The organism is Legionella quateirensis (genome assembly GCF_001467955.1).
Lineage (GTDB): Bacteria > Pseudomonadota > Gammaproteobacteria > Legionellales > Legionellaceae > Legionella > Legionella quateirensis.
In genome coordinates, this window is sequence record NZ_LNYR01000031.1 from 47,808 (window position 1) to 70,967 (window position 23,160).

Here is a 23,160-nt window from a genome sequence, read left to right on the forward strand (position 1 = left end):
ATTGGATAAATAAAGTATGAATCAGGTAAATTTGGTTAATCGTGTATGGCAGGATCCTGCTTATTTTATAGCGTTCGGGTTTGGTACTGGGTTGATGCCAGTGGCTCCGGGAACCTGGGGTACTCTCGCTGCTGTTCCTTTATATCTTTTAATGATTGGTACTCATTGGAGTGTTTATCTGACGTTGACTGTCCTGGCTTTTATTTTAGGAGTCTGGGTCAGTGATAAAGTATCGCAAGACTTAGGAGTTCATGATTACAAAGGCATCGTTTGGGATGAAGTCGTAGGCTATTTATTAACCATGTTTTTAGCCCCTACAGGATTATGTTGGATGATTGCCGGTTTTCTTTTATTCCGTCTTTTTGACATTTGGAAACCCCAGCCAATCCGTTATATTGATCAAAAAGTACATGGAGGTCTGGGCATCATGCTGGATGATGTTGGAGCTGCTGTTCCAGCCTGGTTGATCATGCAAGCCTTAGCCTGGAGTTTTTCGTGATGAATGAAAATCATAAAGAATTAATCAGTATGGGATTGACCGTTGGCATCGTTGTTCTCTCTATTTTTATTGTTCATAAATTTATTCCTTCAATGATCTGGGCGGCAATTATTGCTATAGCAACGTATCCCTTGTATAAAAAATGGTGTGATTTTTTTGGCAAGAGAGATAATGTGTCTGCATTATTATTTACTACGCTTATGGGGTTGCTGTTTCTTATTCCTTTAAGTTGGTTAGTGGGGATACTCATTAAAGAGTCGCAGTTATTCATCAATTTTTTGCAGCAAATCAATAAGGATGGTGGGGAAGCGCCTGAGTTTTTTAAAAATTTTCCTTTTGTAGGTAATGAATTGGTACAATATTGGGATAACAATATTGGTAAACCCGGCAATATAAAAGATTTCTTATCCAATCTTCATGTCACACTGACTCCAGCAAGTTATTATATTAAACAAATTGGATTTAACCTGGCGCATAGAAGTTTTCAGGTTGGCTTTACTTTATTAACGTTGTTCTTTTTTTATCGTGATGGCGATAAATTACTATTACAAGTTCACCATGTGGGAGAATATTGTCTGGGAAATCGATGGTTTCGTTATTCCGATCGATTGCCAAGGGCATTGCGTGCCACAGTAAATGGAACCATAGTAGTAGGTATTGGTGTGGGTATTTTGATGGGGGTTTGCTATGCTTTTGTAGAGTTCCCAGCACCTACATTAACCGGATTTATCACCGCGTTGGCGGCAATGATTCCTTTTGTTGTGCCTATAGTGTTTATCACAGTGGCATTAGTTTTACTCTCTGTTGGCAGTTTGATAAGCGCCATAATTGTTTTGGTCTGGGGAACATTGGTTATGTTTGTTGCAGATCATTTTATTAAACCGGTGCTGATTGGCGGGGCTATAGAACTCCCGTTTCTAGCGGTCTTATTTGGTATCCTGGGAGGTGTGGAAACTTTAGGCTTGCTGGGATTATTTCTGGGGCCTATGGTCATGGTTTTATTTGTTACCCTGTGGCAAGAGCCTCAGGGTAAACAACATGAACGAGCCTAAGTACTGCTTTTATCGAAAGATAAACTGACAGTAAAGTTGAGTGAATTAATTACATATCGCTCGTTTCCGTAGTTTTTCAATGTATTGGTCGTGAGATAGCGATAGTCCATCCCGGCCCAGGTGAAATCGTCCATAAAGAGACCTAAACCAAGAATACCTTGCGCGGCTCCGCTAGTGAAGGTTCTGCTTGAACCGTGAGAGGTACTATCCAGTTCGTAATAGTTTCGAATGAAATTGCCTCTGCTCGTAACACGCGCATAACCAACACCTAATCCTACATAGGGGAATACACTCTGATTGTCGCTGTCATAGTTTATAAAATCCCAAAATAGGTTAGCTAAACCGTACATGGTTGCTACACTGCCATTAAACGCGAGATTATTCGCCTGAAAATGATCCTGTGGACAAATACCTGTGGGTGTCTGAACAATTGGACTGAGCAGAGTACAATCGCCAATATCTACAGAACCCGAACCATTCCAGTTATAAAGAAATTCACCCTCAACCCTGAATTGATGGTAGCGGTAACCGAGCATAGCGCCACCTCCGCCTCCAATTCTGCTATTATCTACTCTACCCACCCAAATCGTTGGATCAGGCGGCTCTACAAATGCAATTTCATGATTCGCAGGACCAGAACTCATTTCGCCCAGCAAGCCCATATAAAACCCTTGTTCCGGGTTTACTGCAAAGGCTGAACTGCTGATTAGCAGGTTCGATAACAAACCCAGTTGAATTAGCTGCTTCATTAAAAATCCTTACTTATAATTAACCTGATCAAAACGATAAATTGCCCCAACATTGGCCATATGCGCCTGGAAGATTTTTCCGAAACTACTCGGTTTATCAGTTGCTACATAGCGGTACGCCAGGTTCACGGCATAATTTTCCGCAAAATTATAAGTAATCCCTGCAGTTCCCTGATAAGCAAAAACACTATCACTAACAGAGAAAAAGGTTGGTGCAAAAGGACCTAAACTGGAAAGATTGGCTTGAAGATACGCATAACCAATACCCAAACCTAAATATGGAGATATCGCTGGTAACATTTCAGGAAAATCATAATAGATGTTGGCCATTAACAAGTTGGCTGATGAATAGCCTGAAACACCCAGCTGATTAATGTTATTGATGCTGAAATGCTTCAGATTGCCGCGAAGATAAGTATATTCGGCTTCATAGCGTAACGGATTACTCTGAAATCCGATGCGTCCGCCGGCATTATAACCACTTTTATATCCTGTACGGTCTCTATATATAAAAATGGTCGTATAATTTTCGATATTTGCAGGTATATAGGTATAACCACCAAATACGCTGCTATACCAACCGTCAACTGGTGTTGCTGCTGAAGCAACGCCAGTGGCTAATAAAGCCGCTGAAAGTAGTGAAATTCTCATGACATCCCTTTGTTATTATTTTTTAACTAAACCATGTTAGCGATTTACTTTAAATTTGCAAGCCTTCTGTAGTGCTTTACCTCGAGCAGTGCTGAATTTTTTTTCTCATATGGATGGTGCTTTAAAAATTAACCTAGGGTCTGTTGACAACTCATTTTATCAATTACCCATAAACGCCTAAGTACCGCGGCTTGTCCGCGGTATCCAGAGATCTTCTGGATGGCGTGGACAAGCCGCGTCACGTAGGGGTTATAGAGAATTGTCAACAGACTTAAATTTTACTAACGAATTGAGCTTAAGAATTTTGTTGCTTGTATAAAAATATTATTGAGGTAATATGATAGATGGACATAAAAAGGAGCTTATATGCCTCTCAAGGATGGTAAGAAGAGATTAGTCATTCTGGATAATTTGGATTTATTCGTTGAAAAATTATTAACTCGAGTTGCGGAAGAATCAGAACAAGCCCGCGCTGACTTAATTGAAATATGTGAAACAGCAAAAAAAAAATACAACCAACCAATTCAATCCTGGTTCTTTGGATTCATTTATCAATATTCCAGAGTCAGAGGTTCCGAAGTGGACCTGGCGATCAAAAGTATGGAAGAATTTCATGATACCTGTACTCGATTGCAAGAAATTAAATTATTAGTCAGTAAAGGTAAATGGAACGTCGGTTCTTATAATTATTATTTGTTTGATGGCTTAATCGGTAGTGTTCCCGGATATGAACCTTTGACAGATAAAAATCGGGATGCGGTCATTGAGCGCGTTAGTGAATTAATTTTAGAACGAATCGATTCCTTTATTGCTCAATACATAGCAAATCGTAAATTGATTGAAGCAAAGGAACGAGAACTGAAACAAGCGCAAAAAAGCATTCAACAAACAGTTGATAATGTACTTATTGCTAAAAATATGGAAATCGCTTCAAGTTCTGCTCAATCTTCAACTGATAAAATTCAATTTTCTTTATCCAGACAAAAAGATCTTTGGAAATTGCATTGGGTTGATGTTTTGGGAAAAGCATACAGCATTGAACCGGGCGAAGAATTAATCAAGATACTTCTTAATCAACAATCCGGGGATCTGGATAGTGTGCATCCTATGACTATGAAGCGATTGAAGAAGGAATGTGTTAAAGCAAGGGACATGTTTCTTGATAGAGTTCAGATCTTGGTAAATCCTAAAGACCCTAGAACTAATAAAGAGATGAGTAATGAAGAACTGGTAAACAAAGGGAACTTGACTACTTTTGTTTTACGTGGCGAACCTGAGAATTATTCTTTGTGTTGGATCAATTCATTAGGTACGGATAAGTCTATTTCTTTAGATAAATACCCTCAAATGTTAACCTGGCTTGATTCGCAACAATCATTAACAGAAGAGCATATTTACAAATTGAGATCGTATTTAATGTATGTAGATACATCAAAATCAATTGGCATGGATGAATTTAAAACTCAGTTGAAGAACTGTTTGGAAAAAAGGCCACCACCACCTCCACCTAAAGATCTAGATGAACCTACTACTGTTAAAAAACTTGATTTAAGTTTATTCGCTGATCTTGAAGCATGTTTGAAAAAGGAAAGGAAAGTTCCTGCTGTTCAATCGCAACGTGCTCAAGAAGAAGAAAATACTTCGAAATTACCTCTACCAGGCAAACTCAACATGAAACTGTTCAGTACTGTAGTCTCCAAATTTGGAGGAGAGCAGGATATTAAATTAGATGAAGATTCGCCTGCTCAAATGTCCACGCCAGGTAGTTAATAAAAACCATTAGTTATTGGATAACGCCAGTCTTTTCCGAATGCCACTGGGCTGATTTTGATTCCCGGAGCAGCCTGGCGGCGTTTGTATTCATTGCGCTTTATTAATTTAATGACTTTATTGACTTCCTCAGGTTTAAAGCCCTGATTGATAATCGCTTTGGCACTCATTCGTTGCTCCATATAAGCAACTATAATTGCATCCAGGATGGGATATTCAGGCAGGCTGTCCTGGTCTGTTTGATTTTCCTTTAGTTCAGCTGATGGGGCTCGAGTAATGACCCGTTCCGGGATGACTGGCGAAATGGTGTTCCTGTAATGTGCCAGATCATACACCTGCGTTTTAAGTACATCTTTTAGTACAGAGAAACCACCGGCCATATCTCCATATAATGTGGCATAGCCTACTGCTGATTCACTTTTATTGCTGGTAGTCAGTACCATTTTTCCACTTTTATTGGACATGGCCATAAGCAACATGCCGCGAATTCTGGCTTGTATGTTTTCTTCAGTAGTGTCAGTTGCTAATCCTTGAAAAACCGGATCAAGTACAGACAGAATGGAGTGAAATACAGGTTCAATTGAAATTGTTGTATGAGTAACCTTGAGGGTATTCAGTTGCTGCAAAGCATCTTCTTTACTCATTGACGCAGTATATCGCGATGGCATCATGACCGCATGTACCTGTTCGGATCCCAGGGCATCCACTGCTATGCTTAAAGTTAGAGCAGAGTCTATGCCTCCTGAAAGACCAAGCAGAACGCCCGGAAATTTGTTTTTTTTGACATAGTCTCTTGTACCGCAGACTAATGCTTTATAAATTAATGCTTCTTTTGAAAGAAGGGGCGTTAGATTTCCCTTAACTGTCTCTTGTGAGAGTTCTACAGTACATAAATCTTCTTCAAAAGCAGGTGCTCGAGCACACAGGGCACCTGTTTTGTCCATAGCAAATGATTGACCATCAAACAATAATTCATCCTGACCACCAATCTGGTTCACATAAATCATCGCGATCCCTTTTTTGGCAAAAGAGCGAAGCAATTCTACTCGGGCAGGATATTTATGATAATCGAATGGAGAGGCATTCAAGCTTATGATAGCGCTCACTCCTGCTTCAATTAAATCCTCTACTGGACCTGGTTGCCATAAGTCTTCGCAGATGCAAATTCCCAATATGTGATTTTTTATAGTTAAGGTGCATGGATCCTTTATTCCAGGAGTAAAATATCGTGCTTCATCAAATACATGGTAATTAGGTAATTTTTGTTTATGATATTCTCTGATTTTTTGACCCATATGGAACATGCTCATGCTGTTATAACAGCAGTCGTTAACTACAACAGGATGACCAATCAGTACATAGCAGTCTTGAGTCGCTGACTGAATTCGTTGCAGACTTTCATTAATTGCCTGATAAAAATCACTGCGAAACAACAGATCTTCAGGGGGATAGCCCGTTAGTGACAGTTCAGGAAAAATGATTAAATCATGCTCTGATTGTTTGTTTTCAATGATTTCAATTATTTTGGTTTCATTGGACTTAATCGCGCCAACTGTTGGATTGATCTGTGCCATCAAAAGCTTGATATTCGCTTGCATGTCATTAGGTTAATTGAGTTGTTTAATTGCTATTGTATCGTATATAAACCTAAAGATATATTGAGACCTATCCTCTTTCCCACCGTAGTATACGTCAGAAGGATTCTTAGCCGCATAGGGGTAGCCTGGGAGCAGGCCCAAAGGGCCGTATCCCAGGGTTTCATTATGTTTAAGGAGTGCGGCGCGATTGAATGAAGGGGCAATGTAAACCTGGGATACGGCCCTTTGGGCCTACTCCCAGGCTACGTTGGACTGACAATTAGCGCCTTGGTCTTTGAGATGTCTCGCTATCGAGATCCATCTTTTCGGAACTTGAGGGTTGAGATGAGTGATCGTGACTAAAAAACGAAGGCGAAGAGGATGCGGCGGTGCTTTTTGCTGCCGTAGCATACGCTTGAAGGATACTCAGGGATTCCTCGTTTCTTGCCGCATAGTCCAGTACGGTTTTGCCATATCTGTTCTTAGCCATAACAGCTGTTGATTTTGTATCCTCTGAAAGGCAGGCCAGAATAAGCTTCAGGGATTCTGGATTATTCGCAGCATAGTGCAATGCTGTAAAATCATATTTGTCCTTCGTCATCAGGGCTGCTGCTCTTTCGTTTTCCGGGAAGCATGCCAGAAGGAGTTTCAGTGATTCCGGATTGTTTGCAGCTCTGAGCAGCACGGTTTCGCCATTTTGGTTCTTCTCCATAATTTTTGCTGCCTTGGTTTGCTCTGGCAGATAGGTCAAAATGAGTTCCAGAAACTTCGGATCGATTGCCGATATGTGCAGTATGGTATTGCCAGATCTTTTTTTGTCCATCAAGAGTGTTGCCGTTGTTACCTTTGTCAGGTAAGGCCAAAGGAGATGCATCGATTTTGGATTATGAAACGCACAATCTAGTACGGTCTCCCCATCTCTGTTTTTTTCCATTATGGCCGCCGCCATAATATCTTCAGGCAGACTGGCCAGAACGAGTCTCAGGGAGTCAGGATTAGCTGCTACCCGGTGCAGCAAGGTTTCGCCTTTCCAGTTTTTCGCCATAACGACTGCTACTCTGGCTTTCTCTGGCAGGCAGATAAGAAGCTGGTTTAGTGATTCTGGATTTCCTAGAACCAAGTCAATAACCGTTTCGCCTTTTCGGTCATTCTCATTCACGGCTGCTGCTCTTTCGTCTTGCGGTATGTTAGTCAGAAGAAGTCTCAAAGACTCGGGGTTTTTTGCCGCGCGGTGCAGTGAGGTATAACCATTAATGTCCTTGGCCATAACAGCCGCTGCTTTTGTAGCTTTCGGTAGGTAGCGCAGAAGGAGTTTCAGAGACTTCGGATTGTTTGACGCCTCGTGCAACACAGTGCTACCAATCCTATTCGTCACCATGACGGCATTAGTTCTTTCGGATTCCCCCAGGCAGTCCAGTAGGAGCTTCAGGGATTTCGGGTTGTTTGCAGCATAGTGAAGTACGGTGAAACCATTAGTGTTCTTTGCCATCAATAGTTCTGTTCTTGTGTCTTCCGGCAGACAGGCAGTACAGTCCAAAAGGAGCTTCAGAGACACCGGGTTGCTTGCCGCAAGGTGTAGGATGGTACTCTGATCCTTAAGTTTGATCATCACGGCCGCTGCCTTTGCGGTTTCTGATAAAGAGGTAAGAAGGAGTCTAAGGGATTCCGGGTTTATTGCAGCCTCAATCAATACAGTATTTGCAAATCCATCCTCTTCCATCACGGCTCCCGCCCTTTTGTCATCAGGCAGGGCGCCAAGGAACCATAACACAAAAGACAGATGGCCATTATGCAGCGCTGTGCTGAGCGGAAGGTAACCATTAAACTGAACGAGGTAGTCCACATCCCTTGAAAGCAGGGCGGAGGCAAGGGGGATGTTGCCTTGCTCTGCGGCAAGGTAAAAAGGCGTCAATCCGTCATCATCGACAGCATCAGGATTGAAATTCGGATGCTTCACGACAGTCTGAATAACAGCTTCCGGTGTATCCATAGAAACGGCAAGAAGTTTTACTATATCAAGGCTGGTGGCGGGGGTAATATTCCCGGGCGAGACCATCGGAGATATTGTGTCTGGTGCCACGCCGTTAGCACTATTCGCGATATAGTCAAGGAGTTCATCCGGATAGGAGTCGTGCGCAAGAGTTTGTGCGCCTATGCCCTGCGCCTCATTGAATCGATTGCGCAGGAATTGCAGGAGGATGCGAAGATTCATTTGAAATGCATCTGACCAGGTGTCTTTAGAATAGCACAGTGCATGGAGCAGGATGCGGTTTATCTGATAAGGAGTAATTTCGAGCACACCGTCAGCATTCATCTGGCCGGTCCATTCGGTAAGCATTCTGTCACTGACGTGGATTGCATGCTTGGCATCTTGCTGCTGCGGGCAATCCTGAAGAAACAGCTCAAAAAGTTTGGTGAACAGATTCGCTCGCACCGTTATCTCGTTATCTCCGGCTGCGGCAAACCAGTTGGCAAAGTAATTGCTGATAAAATCGTGAAAGGTAGAGTTTCGCCACATGCCAAAACCGCGTTCAAATGCCCGCAGGTTGCGCTCAATCGCCCCGACGTCAGAGAGAAGCTCTTGAAGGCTAAGAGCTGGGTTTTCGAGGCATCTGGACATAAAAGCTTTGGAGTCCTCCCAGGCAAGATGGTCTTCTGCTGGCATGTCACCTATATCCAGCAGGCTTTTATGCGTCTGGTACTGATGAAGGGCGTCCAGAAGGCGGATGAGCAGATACACTCTTTTAAAATCGTCGTTTGCATCCGTCTCAGCCAACGTTTCGGGCAGGAAATTTGGCCCCCGGAGCCAGCTGAGTAGTTCACGGGCTAATTGCTCAAATCCCGTGGCTGAAGTAGTGTCCCTCCCTAACGCGGCATTCAATAATGCTGGATGGTTCAGCGCGGCAAGAAGCGGGGTGAAATTGCACGGTATGTTTTTAAGCCCTTCCATGGTGCAATAATTTTGAATCGTGTTCATCATGCCTTTGTCGGGCAGGGTCTCAATGTCATGAAAACGCGAAAGCACTAAAGCCTGTGCGCTTTCAGCCCCACCAGCGGCTACTATCGCCTCTTCGACCTGCTTCGGCATGCCCTCGAATATCCATGGCAAAAACAGCGGCTGGAACTGCTTGTTGAACACTTGACGCTCCTCTCCCGTTGGGTCTCGTCCTTCCGGCAGAGCTATCTTCATCTGTTCGCCGAGCACTTTATGAGCCATAAAATCAAACAGCCCTCGAAATAACAGGTCATCTGCATTAAGAGGCAGACGTTTGCCTTCGTAGCCATTGAGTGCCATAAGCCAGGAATGGCGAATCCCGGTGGGACAGATGGGGGGATAAGCAGTGGCAAGAGCGTTGTTGATGCGATCGAATTCCTGAAGGCGCAGACCACGTTCGTTTTTGGGCGAACTACCAGGCGGAACTGGCCAGACGTCTACATCGGTATCTATCAAAGCGGAAAGTACAATAGCATAGACTTCTGGCAGCGGCAGGTACCATTCCTCCGAAATTTCAGAATCACTCTTGGTACGCACTAAAGTGACCCGATCCAGTTCCGGATTCAGAGGGCGAGGGAGCAAGGTTGTAGCCAGCCAGGATTTAGTCGTGTCGGTGAGGAGCGATGTGGTTTCACGCTTTACATATCGCTCCCTGATGTGTTTCATACGCGCTTGCGCTGCAGCATTGCCTTCGGCGCTGAGGGACATACGTGATGTTGCGGATGAGGAGGACGACGAAGAGCTTGCGTTACGGTTAGGAAAAAGATATTTTGGCGCAAGACGAATGGCAAGCGAGGCCGCTGCATTCGATACAATCCTATCGTGCGTGCTTTGTTCTTTCTCTGCAGCAAGGGCAATCTGGCGCTCTCTAGGGTCTGACATAGGATATTTGCTTCCTTAACACATAATATAGGTTAATTTTAATTCAATTGGTTTGGTTTGTAAACAAATTGATATTGGTTAAGTCTGTGTTAGAAAGACAGATTTATTCTCTGTCCATTATTATAGTTTGAAATCGAAGTTTTGATTTATCTTAAAACCAGTCTGACTCCCTTCAATGACGTCCCGCGGCCAAGCGCTGAGATATCCTCACTTTTTAAAAAGCATATTAATTAAACCTAATTGGTATATTTTATAACGTATAAAAAATGAGGAGCGCTAAGGGGCAAGCCAGGGAAGGTTGACAAGGAGGAGGATAAGAGGCCTGGCATATAAGCGGCGATGAGGTGTCCTAATCTACTTGAGTAAAAACAGAATGTTTATTGCAGCCAATTCTCTATTGTTTCCATTGTTTGTTTATTGATTAAATAAAATTCTTCATACAGTTTTTGGGGAATTCCGGGTTTTTTATCTTTGAAATAATTTTCCAATGCTTCACAAGCGTATCGCATACGGATGGTTCCGAAATAAAGAGCGCTGCTTTTCATTTTATGTGCGATCTTTTGTACATGAGTAAAGTTGTGTTTTTTCCAGGCTTGATCCATTTCCTGAAGATCCTGTTCGGTTTGAGTCAGCAGCATTTTTAATAATTCAGGAAGGGTTTCTTTTGTTTCTATATGCTCAAGAGCGCTGTTTATATCCAATAGCGGATGTTGCTCAAAATTGAGTAGTTGATTGAACGATGAGTTATTTACTGTTCCGAAGGATGTGTCTTTATTATTTAATACATAATCAGTTAGCAAAGCAGTGAGCATATCCTGTCTGATGGGTTTGGTCAGCATTTTGTTAATACCCGCTTTTAATCCTTCTGGTTCGGCATCAGCTATAGAATGAGCTGTTAATCCAATGATAGGTACAGGATTTTGTCCGATTTTTTTTTCATATCTGCGGCATAATTTTGCTAAAGTTGTCCCGGAAAAATCAGGTAGTCCAATATCGGTTAATACCAGATCAAATGAATGAGCCTTAAACAGTGCCAGCGCTTTTTTGCCAGTAGTAGCTGACAGAAAATTACAATGGGCTTGTTTTAGTGCATTTTCAGCCATTTTTAGTGCGATGGCATTATCCTCTACCAATAATATTAACGGAATGTATTCATTTGAATTACATGTTTTATCTTTTTGTAGGTGTTCCTGTGTATCAGCACCCAAAGTGGCTGATACCGATTGATTCACGTCAACTGTCGTTTTGTCCCTTGTTGAGGGCGCCTGGGCAGGTAACATCACGGGTATGTTGAGAGTAAACGTTGAACCAACTCCTGGAGTTGAGTCCACTGTGATATGGCTGTGTAGAATATGGGTGTATTGTTTGACTATGTGTAATCCTACGCCATGACCGGCATAAATTCCTTCATAAGAAGGTGTGCCACGATAAAAGCGTTTGAATATTTTTTCTTTATCTTCATGTTTGATTCCTGAACCACTGTCTTTTATATAAAACGACAAAATTGTTTTTTCAGCAGAAGATTCTTTTAGTTTGACTCCGATTTCAATAAATCCTTTTTCCGTGAATTTTACTGCATTTCCTAGTAAATTCAGCAAAATTCGATGCAGTTTGGTTTTATCCGTTTCTATGAACACAGGGACATCGTGTTCAATAGTCATTTTTAAATCCAGATTTTTCAGTTTAATGGTTGGTAATTCCAAATCTGCAATATTCTGGATTAAATCGACTACGTTAAAAACAGATAGATTAACCTGATTTTCTTTCTCACTACCTGTAGCAATAATATCCAATACACTGTTGAGCATCGCCAGTAATTGTTCACCGCTGATATTGATCAGATGGGCGTGGTCTTTTTCTTCCTGCGAACTTACCGATTGCTCTAAAATGGTAGACATACCGATAATGCCACTTAATGGAGTACGAATGTCATGACTCATATTACGGATGAATTCATCCTTGGCCTGGTTCGCTGCCTCTGCTTTCTCTTTGGCCTGTTTTAGTGCAACCATTAATTTTTTTTGCTCAGTGATGTCAATTGAGGTTCCGACTATACCTATAATAGTTCCATCATCATCGCGTAAGGGCGCTTTGATGGCAGTAAAATATTTAGTTTCTCCAGTGGATATATCTTTAATGACTTCTTCCTGGGATAAAACCATTCCGGTTCTCATGACTTCTTCATTATGCCGCTTGATATAGGCAGCCATTTCTTTGGGGTACAGTTCAAAAAGGGTTTTACCCACATAGGCTTCTGCAAAGCGTGCCCCGGTCGCATTGAATACGGCTTCGTTACCACCCAACAGTACACTGTTCACATCTTCCCAATAAATAGGCGCAGGCAGAATGGGAGCAACGATTTCAAGTAGTTTAAGAATGCTTGCTTTTGACATGCTCCACCTCCCTTTTTATGTATTTGCGCACGTCTTCATTGGTTATCATGTCCCATGCAAAACCGAGCTGTTTTAGTATCGATTGTGTCCTATCCTGAAGTATTTTTATCTGTGTAGTATATCGATGTTGCTCATTTAACCACCGCCTGTGAAGCAAAAAGAGTTCAAGCGATTGGTTGTATTCTTTATTTTCCAATTGTTTCATTATAGTAGTTATAAACTGGTTAATTGTAACCATCTTAACATCAAGACTGTCGTCCTGAGTGAGAATATCTCCTAAATTATACGGTTGGGGATTAAAAACATGAAAGATAGTGTTACTTAATGCGCTGATATCAAAAAGTTTAACAATTGCCTGTGCAGTTAAATCCACTGGAGAGATTTCTTCCATGCTGATTTCAGGCGCTACCATTTTTAAGTTAATTAAACAGTTGATCCGTGTAAAAAAACCATTTTCTTCGATATTTTCCTGTCCTCGATGAGTACTGGCATTAAACGCTAAATTGCCAACACGGTAAATCGATCCAAGAATCCCATGCTTTCGGTATTTCATTACAATTTTTTCGCCTTCATATTTGGTTTTTACATAAATATTTGAACGATCCTCCATATTATCCCCGTCATCATCTTCTGTAAAAATATGATGATCACAGTTCGGAATATAGCCTTCATTTAAAACAGATGAGGTGGAAATATAATGAAAATGTTTCAATTTGGTTAATTTGGATAATTCCAGCAAATGACTTGTAGCCTGAACATTCGCCCGATAAAAAGTATCGTATTCCCCATAGTGTTTGGTAAGGGCTGCAGAATGAATGATACTGTCAATTTGTGTGATAAGCATTTGATAGGTTTCTTTGGAAATCCCTAAATCCTTTTGTTCCAGATCACCGGCGTAAACAAAAAGGCGCTTGTTCAGGAAGTGATTTAAATGGTGGTCAAAATAAAATTTATATTGTTTATTGATTCGCTCAAATGCGTGTTCATCCGTGTCTGCTCTTATCAATAAAAAGATACTGTAATTAGTAGATGTTAAAAGTGTATGAAGTAGATTACATCCTAAAAAGCCAGTTGCTCCAGTGAGCAATACATTGCTTATCGGGGCTTTTTCAAAATCAACATTCAGTTGCCGTATGGATGAGTAATAAGAGTCCAGTTTATTTTGAAATCTGGCTTCATTGTAGGAATACGAACTCTGCGCCTGGGAATGATAAGCTTCCTTAATAGCTTCCAGATTTTTTTTCAGATTATCCTTAATAAACGGTATGTCTCGTGCAATTTTTTTAGGGGTTTTTAAATGAAACACATCCGTCACATTAATATTAAAATTGGATTGTAAATTGGCTACGAGGCTGATGGCGATGATGGAGTTCCCGCCAATTTTAAAGAAATCATCTTCAATACCCACTTGACGTAAAGTGAGTACTTTAGCAAAGGCCTCACAAACCAGTGATTCTTTATCATTTGTTGGAGGTGAGTATTGATTCATTGCTGTTAACTCAGGTTCAGGTAATGCCTTTCTATCCAGTTTTCCATTAGGTGTCAGTGGTAAATGGGTTAAGTGTACCAAGGCGCTGGGTTGCATGTAATCGGGTAAATGTAATGCCAGATATTCCTGAATTTTACGTTCATCGATTTTTTTGTTTGCGACATAGTATCCAACTAAATATTTGTTATGTGTCTGGTTGTCTTCAGAATCCATCAGATGTTTAACCAGCACTACAGCCTGTTGAATATTAGGATAACTGCAAATCGCTGCTTCAATTTCGCCAAGCTCTATGCGATATCCTCTGATTTTTACCTGAAAATCATTACGCCCGATGTATTCTAAATTTCCATCAGGACACCATCGAACCAGGTCTCCTGTCTTATATAGACGACTGTTAATATCCTGAATTTGTTCTTTTTCTGATTGGAAAGGGTTAGAAATAAAACGTTCTTCAGTGAGTTCTCTCTGATTCAAATAGCCTTTGGCTACTCCCTGACCACCAATATAAAGCTCCCCAATAACTCCTATAGGTTGAGGTAGTTGTTCGGTATTTAATACATAAGTTGTCGTATTAACTATTGGTTTTCCAATCAAGTGAACTTCGCTGGCTTTAATCTGCAATCCGGTAGCATAGATGGATGCCTCAGTAGGCCCATAGTAATTATATAATTTTGTTTTATTTGACCAGTACATTGCGGTTTCTTTATCGCAAGGCTCTCCGGCATAGATGATTGCTTTCAGTGATGAGTATTTTATTCTCGGTAAATTTGCAAGCAGCACAGGTGGCAGGTAAATATAATTGATTTGATTTTCAATGATGTATTTGCTGGTTAATAAAATATCCTGCCGTAAGGTATTACTTAAAAGATGTAATTCATCGCCCTGAATAAGTGGGACAAAAAATTCGGAAACAGAGACATCAAAAGCGTAACTGGTAAAAGCAGTAATTTTTAATGGAATAGCTTCATTATCACGTGTGTAAACATCCGAGAGCGCTCGCAGGGTGTTAATGACATTCTTATGCTCGATCATGACTCCTTTGGGTTTTCCAGTAGTTCCACTCGTATAAATTACATACGCAAGGTTAGTGCTGGTATCTGCAGTAATGATGTTGGTACTGTCGAATTTCTCGAGTTCTTGTTGCGTTTTATAGTTATCAATGGCAATGATCTCCAAATGGTCAAAACGGGATTTTGACTCGAAGCCTGGATAAGCCAATTGAGGTTTAATTTTATCTCTATGATGTTCATTCAGGATAATTATGTTTGCTTGCGTGTCTTCAAGAATATACTCAATTCGTTCTTGCGGATAACTGAGATCAATAGGTACGTAAGCTCCTCCGGCTTTCAATATGGCAAGAATTGAGATCACAGTAAATTCATTTCTATCCAGTAATAATGCAATCAGGTCATCCGGTTTAATCTGGTGGCAGTTTATCAAGTAATGAGCCAGTTGATTGGCCTTTTGATTGAGCTGATCGTAAGTTAATTTAATGTCTTCAAATACCAGCGCGATGTCTTCAGGTGTTTTTTGTACTTGCATTTCAAAAAGGTCTACAAGGGTTTTATCCTGCGGGAATTGTTGAGCAGTTTGATTAAATTCATATAAAACCTGTCTTTTTTCTTCAGGGAATGTAAGGTCAATTTGTGATAATAATTGTTTCGGGTCATCTAATAATTTATTCAGGTAATTAAAATAACGAGGCAGTAGTGATGCGGCAACATATTCTGGAAGTATATCTGAGAGTATATCTGCACTAAAATACAGCGAGTCCTGATATTCTCTATACTTGATACACACTATTGAGTTCGCTATTTGTGCGTAGCCTTTGCTTGGTATCTGTCCTTCCTGCAGGATCAAATCCGCAGGTTTGGCGAGATTGGAGTTGGAAAAATTAGAGACAGCACCGAGTTTGAGTTGATTATTTAACTGGAGTGACGCGAGGTGTTTAAAAAAGGGCATTTTGTCGCGTAACATATAAGTTAATGACAAATAGGTCTCTTCTTCAGCGAAGCTTAACGGCAAGATGAGCGTATTGATAAAACAGCCAGGAATGGTTTTATCTTTTCGAATATTAGTGGGGTAATTCACCAGAATGTTTTTTTGATTATTCAGCTTTGCAAAAAACACGCTCCAGGCGAGCAGGAGCAAATTGAACATACTTACATGGTAGCGCTTACTTGCACTCACCAATTTTTGCATCACTCCGCCGGGCATTTGTTCTTTAAAATATAAGACGTTCTGACTTGGGTTGTATTCAGTGTTATCCATATTTTTAGCAATGCTATTTATTGATTGAATGTAGTTTTTTAGTTCTGAATAGTCACTTTCCGTGTGTAACGGTACTTCCTTTTCCAATCTGTTAATATATTCTTCAGGAGTGTCTTTTTTGATGGATTTGCCTGCAATTAATTGATTAAGATCGTTAACAAAGTGATCCAGAGTGTTGGCATCCAATAAGATGTGATGAATATTAAACAATGCAACATAACTCGAATTATCTGTGATAGTGATGATGTTTAATCGGATGGATGAGTTATTGCTGATATCATGCCGTTCTCTGATCAGTGTGTTCTCAACTGTATCAAGATCCGCCATGGATGTAGTTACATAATGTATTTCGGGAGGAAGATTCGCATGAATACGTCCAATAACTTTATGGTGATCCAGTTTGAATGTTTGTCTTAAATAAGACTTGGCTTTAACAAGTTCCTGCAGTTTTTCAATTAATACTGTGATTGAATGTTCATCGTGTAATTGATAAGAGAAGCACAGATTATATCTATTGATATGATTATCGACCTCAAGTTGATGTGCCATCAAGAAAGGTAATAAGCTGTTATGTGCATTATATTTTTTCATATTTTACCTGTTTTTACATAAAGCCTTGGCGAATGTGCTGTCCGATAATGAAATATCATGGTTCAAGGACCTTTAATTTTTATAGTGCCATTCGGGTGTGTTAACACGGGATCAAACCAGTTCCAACATCCCGTGATGTCGAAATCAGTATTCTTAACACACCCTGTTAAGTGCCTATTCGTCATAGCCATTATTCTTTTATTCATTCTTGTCAGGGCTTATGAAAACACCCAATCACTTTGTTAACAGGAATTCTATTTATTCAAATCGAGTTATCGGCTTGTACATGAAAATCTTAAAGAATTGCTTTTATAATGATTTGTGCGTGTTAATTTGGATCATAGGGCATCGTTAACCTTTTAATAAAAGAAATGATCTAAAATTGGCTTACTCAGTTATTAATAAACCATATTTTATCATAATTTGTTTCTGTGTATAAATTTTAATGTATTAATAATAGGGTATCAAATAGGACTTTATCCATTTGCGCCAGTTCTCCTTGCAAATGCACGCAAAGATGACCTTTTGCTTTTGATTGCAAAAAATGGCTAAGGTCCGGTCACAGTACACCAAGAAATTTTTGTACTACTTGATGAAGATAATGAAGAACAGTACACAGACATCCTTTTACAGAGACAATTGTCATTCAGAACCAAAATTGACTACAATAGACCCTTTTGCCTGGATAATTCTATTTTATGCTAAATGAAGCAATATCAAAAATGCCCGAGGCTTTTGAATCGAAGATACTGCTCCGGGGATTAGAGTACTTTCAACATGGCCAAGTACTCAATATTCGCTTGAGTGATGGATTATTGAAAGGACGAGTTAAAGGCAGCAGCAGTCAGATTTACGATATTCACATGGATTTGAAAACATGGCCGGGTAAACCTTCCCGTTGTTCCTGCTCCTATCATAGTAATTGTAAACATGCAGCCGCGTGCCTCTTCGCCTTGCGAGATAGGGAAAAACTGAATCTTCAGTCGCAATCTTCCACTAAATTGGATAAAAAACTGGATGTCTGGCTGAAGAACCTACGCGCTCAGGAAGCGACTGAAGTTAAAAAGTATGAAGCTACTCATCATTTAAATTATTTAATTACCGTAAAACTTTCGGGTTATGAACATAAAGTTTCCATTAAACTGGCTTTAGCTAAAATTTTAAAACGCGGTGGATATGGTAAAAAAAGTGTTTTTAATAGTTTGCCAGAATCCAAAAAACAACACTTTATAGATAATGATGATGACATAGTCGCGCAATTATTATTCAAATGTGGTGTATCCGGTTGGTTTGATAATTTAACGATTCGTAATACGGAATTATTGGAAAAAATTATTGCTACAGGACGTGCATTTTTTATTGAAAATGAAGACATCCCTATCCAATTAGGAGAAACCTTGACTGGAACTTGTGAGTGGGTTCTGGCCTCAAATGGAAATCAAAGTTTAAAATTAATGCACGATGGAATCAGTCTTGAGCCTTTACTGTTAGACGAAAGCTGGTATTTTGACAGTTCTGAGCCTGTGATGGGTCGACTGCTTACACCCTATCCTGTAAGGCAATTACGTCATTTATTGGAAGCACCTCCGATACCTATAGATCAAGCTGAATTGTTAGCTCAAAAAATGGATAAAACTTGTCCAGAGTTTCCCACACCACACATATTTAAAAACCGTGAAGTTAAAGAAATTAAACCAATACCTATTTTAACTCTGGATACAATTAATGAGTTTGATAGTGAGTCTTCCTGGTTTTACGATCGAGATGAAGACATCAATGCGGTATTTATCGCAAAGGTTTCCTTTGACTACAATGGCTTGATTATCCCTTATGCTGAACCCTGTCTCAATGTGATGCGTCAGCACGAAGATGTATTGGTCGAATATAAACGGGACAAAGATTTTGAACAATTAAAATTGGAAGAGTTACAACAATCAATTGAATTAAGACCCACTCATAAATGGGAAGAATATAATTGGAATTTAAGTGAGCATGAGTGCTTCGTGTTTAAAAATGCGACTGTGCCAGCAGATCTTGAACCTTTATATGCCAGATCCTTGCCTTATTTAAAAAGCCAGGGCTGGCAGGTGGAATTTAAAAGTTCATTATATCAGGAAGTAGTGAGCGCCGAGGATGTGGAGTGGTTTTCAGATATTCAGGAAAGCACTACCGATTTCTTTTCTTACCAACTGGGTATTTTAGTAGAAGGCAGACCCGTCAGTATCGTACCTTTGGTTGCAGAGTTAATTCAACGATATAGTGGAAATGATCTGGATGGTTTGCCTGATGAACAACGCGTTAATCTTCCTCTGGAAGATGGACGGGTTTTGCAGTTACAAATGGGACGAATTAAACCGTTGATTCGCCTGTTGTTCCAATTTGGATTGCGTCAAATAGATGAAAATCATCAATTACAAATAAATAAATATCAATTCATATTGATGCAGGAAGCTGAACTGGCACTAGCTGCGACGAAATCACGTTGGCAGGGCGCTGAGTCATTACGAAAGGAATTGAGTCAGTTAATTACCTTGAACGATTTACCAGAAATTCCAACACCCTCAGGACTGCATGCCAGTTTAAGAGATTATCAGCAGTATGGACTGAATTGGTTGCAGTTTTTACGGGTAAGTAAATTTAATGGGGTTTTGGCGGATGATATGGGTTTAGGTAAGACGGTACAGACTCTTGCTCATTTGCTTCATGAAAAGGAACAAGGACGATTGACCCAGGCTACCTTGATTGTTGCCCCTACCAGTCTGGTAGGAAACTGGCTGGCGGAAGCGAAACGATTTACTCCGGATTTATCTGTTGTCGCCTATCACGGCAGTGACAGGCACCTGGATAATTTTGATGATTACGATTTAGTGATATCTACTTATGGTTTAATTCATCGGGATAAAGAGAAATTTATTAATTATAATTTCTATTATTTAATTCTTGATGAAGCACAATTTATTAAAAATGCGCGCACTAAAACAACTCAGATTATTCAACAATTAAAAGCAAAGCATCGTTTGTGTCTTACAGGAACACCTTTAGAAAATCATTTAGGCGAGCTTTGGTCTTTATTTCACTTTTTAATGCCAGGTTTGCTGGGTGATGCGAAACAATTCAGACTTTGGTTTAGATCTCCTATAGAAAAATACGCTGATTTAGCGCGAAGGGAATTATTAGCCAGAAGGGTTAAGCCATTCATGTTAAGGCGAACGAAAAATCAAGTAGCCAGTGAATTGCCGCCTAAAACCGAGATGACGCGTACTATAGAAATCGTAGGCCCTCAACGAGATCTTTATGAAGCAATTCGTATGAGTATGGAGAAAAAAGTCAGAGACGCAATTGCCAAACAGGGATTAGGGAAAAGCCATATTCTGTTATTGGATGCATTATTGAAATTGCGTCAAGTCTGTTGCGATCCCAGATTATTAACCCTGCCAGAAGCGGCTATTGCTCATGGTACTTCCAGTAAATTAGAGACTTTGATGGAGCTACTGGATAATCTGGTTGAAGAAGGGAGACGAGTATTGGTTTTTTCTCAGTTCACCTCAATGTTAAAACTAATAGAAGAGTCATTAAACGAAAGAAAATACGATTATTTGAAATTAACAGGGCAAACTCAAAACAGACAGGCTTTGGTTGAGCAATTTCAAAAAGGTACGATTCCCATATTTTTAATCAGTTTAAAAGCTGGTGGAACTGGGCTCAATTTGACAAGGGCTGATACCGTGATTCATTACGATCCTTGGTGGAACCCTGCAGTTGAAGATCAGGCAACGGATAGAACTCATAGGATAGGACAGGAAAATCCGGTTTTTGTTTATAAATTAATAACCTCAGGAACTGTAGAAGAAGCGATTTTGGGGATGCAGGAAAGAAAACGATTGTTGGTAGATGGTATCTTGTCCTCAGATGCGTCCAAGACCATGACTTTGACGGAAGCAGACCTGGATCAATTTTTCATGCCCCTCACTTGAATGGGCCTATTTGGCGGATCTTGCACGATCTCGCCCGCAAAAAAATGCTCACATACTTGTGTATGCTGCGCTTTTTTTGCAGACGAGATCGTTCAACCTGCACTCAAATCTGCCCATTCAATACAATTTGATGAGTTTTGGAATAGAAGTTCAATCATGAGGCTCGTATTGCGGCTTCGCCTAATACTGGCTAAGAACTGACAATCCTGAAGTTGTTTTTTTAAAATAGGAAACGGGCACTTCTAACTGCTTAATAAATATCTGATTTAAAAAAAATTGGCAAAGTTGATGATCATGGCTTATGCTTTTATTGGTTGCTAATTATGGAGAATGGTTATGAACGTATGGAAGTCATTATGTGGTTTTTTGATTGCAGTGTGTTATTTACCTATAGCTATCGCTGCAGGAACACCTGCTGGAACCTGGACGACTATTGATGATAAAACAGGCGCCAAAAGAGCTGTAGTTAATTTGTCTATCTCCAACGGAACTTTAAGCGGTTATATCGTTAAAGTGTATCCACAACCAGGTGATACTGGTATTTGCTCAAAATGTCCTGGAGCCTTCAAAGGTAAGAAGATTCAAGGCATTGGTTTTGTATGGGGTCTAAAAGACGAAGGTAATGGAGTTTGGGGTGGCGGTTCAATACTGGATCCCAAAACTGGAAAAATTTATAAAGCCAAGATGACCCTTCAAGGTAACAAACTTTATGTAAGAGGTTATATTGGTGTTTCTGTTCTGGGTCGTACTCAAACCTGGGTTAGATAATCTGATTTATAAAAAATAGTATAAAAAGGCACACTAAAGTGTGCCTTTTTTGTTAAAAGCACATTACAATGGTATCAATAAAAAAGTATCTGTAACTTAACTATCGTGCCCCGACTATGCTAGAGCTTCAAACTTCTAAAAAATCAGTTGATCCATTGAAACGTCCACCTCACTCTGCAGAAGCAGAGCAATCCATCATTGGTGGTTTAATGCTTGATAATCAGGTTTGGGATAAAATAAGTACCAAACTATGTGAAGCAGATTTTTATCGCACTGAACATCGAATTTTATTCAGATCTATTGCTGCTTTAGCGAAAAAAGATCAACCTTTTGACGTAGTGACACTTCTTGATGCTCTGAAGTCTCATAATGAGTTGGATGACGCTGGTGGTGAAGCTTATTTATTTGAATTGGCAAATAATACCCCAAGTGTGGCTAACGTATCGGCCTATGCAGACATAGTCAGGGAAAAATCAGTTCAAAGACAGTTAATCGCAGTCGCCACAGAGATTGCTGATTCAGCTTATAATCCAGTAGGAAGGCAAGTACCTGAATTATTGGACCTGGCTGAATCCAAAGTATTTGCTATTGGAGAACAAACTGGCGGTGATGGCGGCCCTGAAAATATCAAGTCGATTTTAGTACGTGCTGTTGAAAAGATTGATGCTCTCTATCATAGTGGCGATGCGATTACCGGACTTGCAACAGGATTATCCGATTTAGATGAAATGACATCAGGTTTACAACCATCAGACCTGGTGATCGTTGCGGGTCGTCCATCAATGGGTAAAACAACTTTAGTTATGAACATGGCAGAACATGCGGCCATCAAGGCGGGTAAACCGGTATTGGTTTTCTCTATGGAAATGCCTTCAGATTCTCTTGCAATGAGGATGATGTCTTCTCTGGGTCGTATCGATCAACACCGTATCAGAACAGGTAAACTGGATGATGATGATTGGCCTCGTGTTACTTCAGCAGTACATATGTTATCCGAAGCTCCATTATTTATAGATGATACGCCAGCATTAAGTCCAGGAGAAATGAGAGCGCGTGCCAGACGCTTGGCAAAAGAGCATGGCTCACTGGGTTTGATTGTGGTGGATTATCTTCAATTAATGAAAGCTCCAGGGTTTGGTGCTGACAACAGAACTGCGGAAATATCTGAAATTTCACGAAGTCTAAAATCTTTGGCAAAGGAATTACAGGTACCTGTCATTGCGTTGTCACAGTTGAATCGAAGTTTGGAGCAACGGGCTGATAAACGCCCAGTAATGTCCGACTTAAGGGAATCAGGCGCTATTGAGCAGGATGCCGATTTAATCTGCTTTATATATCGGGACGAAGTCTATAATGAGGATAGCCCTGATAAAGGAACTGCTGAAATTATCATAGCCAAGCAAAGGAATGGACCGATCGGTAAGGTTCGAGTGGCATTCCTTGGTAAATTCACGCGTTTTGAAGATTTGGCTTTTAATGGGTATCAAGGGGTAGATTAA

The 23,160-nt window shown here is 40.3% G+C and carries 12 protein-coding genes; 6 read left to right on the top strand and 6 right to left on the bottom strand.

What is annotated here, in order from left to right; all coding sequences use genetic code 11:
- The first annotated feature begins 16 nt into the window (after window positions 1-16).
- Together Lqua_RS09895 and Lqua_RS09900 are read left to right on the top strand one after the other, a co-directional pair.
- On the top strand, window positions 17-499 hold the full coding sequence (locus Lqua_RS09895; protein WP_058474119.1) for a phosphatidylglycerophosphatase A family protein: 483 nt from the start codon (window positions 17-19) through the stop codon (window positions 497-499).
- Window positions 499-1,551 (top strand): AI-2E family transporter, encoded by a 1,053-nt coding sequence (locus Lqua_RS09900; RefSeq protein WP_058474120.1) that lies wholly within the window; start codon window positions 499-501, stop codon window positions 1,549-1,551. The genes Lqua_RS09895 and Lqua_RS09900 overlap by 1 nt, the downstream gene beginning before the upstream one ends.
- Here the strand turns inward: Lqua_RS09900 and Lqua_RS09905 are convergent.
- Together Lqua_RS09905 and Lqua_RS09910 are read right to left on the bottom strand one after the other, a co-directional pair.
- The gene (locus Lqua_RS09905; RefSeq protein WP_058474121.1) at window positions 1,548-2,300 is read right to left on the bottom strand and encodes an outer membrane beta-barrel protein; all 753 of its coding nucleotides are present in this window, start codon (window positions 2,298-2,300) and stop codon (window positions 1,548-1,550) included. The two genes, Lqua_RS09900 and Lqua_RS09905, sit on opposite strands and share 4 nt — an antisense overlap.
- Before the next feature lie 9 nt (window positions 2,301-2,309).
- Window positions 2,310-2,951, bottom strand: coding sequence for an outer membrane protein (locus Lqua_RS09910; RefSeq protein WP_058474122.1), 642 nt, complete (start codon window positions 2,949-2,951; stop codon window positions 2,310-2,312).
- 366 nt (window positions 2,952-3,317) lie between these two features.
- Here Lqua_RS09910 and Lqua_RS09915 point away from each other — a divergent pair, with 366 nt between their 5' ends.
- Window positions 3,318-4,721, top strand: coding sequence for a hypothetical protein (locus Lqua_RS09915; protein ID WP_058474123.1), 1,404 nt, complete (start codon window positions 3,318-3,320; stop codon window positions 4,719-4,721).
- On the opposite strand, the gene Lqua_RS09920 is transcribed toward Lqua_RS09915, so the two are convergent.
- The 4 genes from Lqua_RS09920 to Lqua_RS09935 all read right to left on the bottom strand — a co-directional run bounded on the left by Lqua_RS09920 (window position 4,718) and on the right by Lqua_RS09935 (window position 16,919).
- On the bottom strand, window positions 4,718-6,319 hold the full coding sequence (locus Lqua_RS09920; protein WP_058474124.1) for an NAD+ synthase: 1,602 nt from the start codon (window positions 6,317-6,319) through the stop codon (window positions 4,718-4,720). The genes Lqua_RS09915 and Lqua_RS09920 overlap by 4 nt on opposite strands.
- Window positions 6,320-6,578: 259 nt before the next feature.
- Window positions 6,579-10,175, bottom strand: coding sequence for an ankyrin repeat domain-containing protein (locus Lqua_RS09925; protein ID WP_058474125.1), 3,597 nt, complete (start codon window positions 10,173-10,175; stop codon window positions 6,579-6,581).
- Between the two features lie 377 nt (window positions 10,176-10,552).
- Complete coding sequence (locus Lqua_RS09930) at window positions 10,553-12,568, bottom strand: ATP-binding protein (protein ID WP_058474126.1); 2,016 nt, start codon at window positions 12,566-12,568, stop codon at window positions 10,553-10,555.
- The gene (locus tag Lqua_RS09935) at window positions 12,546-16,919 is read right to left on the bottom strand and encodes a non-ribosomal peptide synthetase (protein WP_058474127.1); all 4,374 of its coding nucleotides are present in this window, start codon (window positions 16,917-16,919) and stop codon (window positions 12,546-12,548) included. The genes Lqua_RS09930 and Lqua_RS09935 overlap by 23 nt, the downstream gene beginning before the upstream one ends.
- 698 nt (window positions 16,920-17,617) lie before the next feature.
- Between Lqua_RS09935 and Lqua_RS09940 the strand changes: the two genes are divergently transcribed.
- The 3 genes from Lqua_RS09940 to dnaB all read left to right on the top strand — a co-directional run bounded on the left by Lqua_RS09940 (window position 17,618) and on the right by dnaB (window position 23,160).
- Complete coding sequence (locus Lqua_RS09940; RefSeq protein ID WP_058474128.1) at window positions 17,618-20,893, top strand: DEAD/DEAH box helicase; 3,276 nt, start codon at window positions 17,618-17,620, stop codon at window positions 20,891-20,893.
- 336 nt (window positions 20,894-21,229) lie between these two features.
- A complete protein-coding gene (locus Lqua_RS09945) occupies window positions 21,230-21,661 on the top strand; it encodes a DUF2147 domain-containing protein (protein WP_058474129.1) in 432 nt (143 codons plus the stop codon).
- 116 nt (window positions 21,662-21,777) lie between these two features.
- On the top strand, window positions 21,778-23,160 hold the full coding sequence (dnaB, locus tag Lqua_RS09950; RefSeq protein WP_058474130.1) for a replicative DNA helicase: 1,383 nt from the start codon (window positions 21,778-21,780) through the stop codon (window positions 23,158-23,160).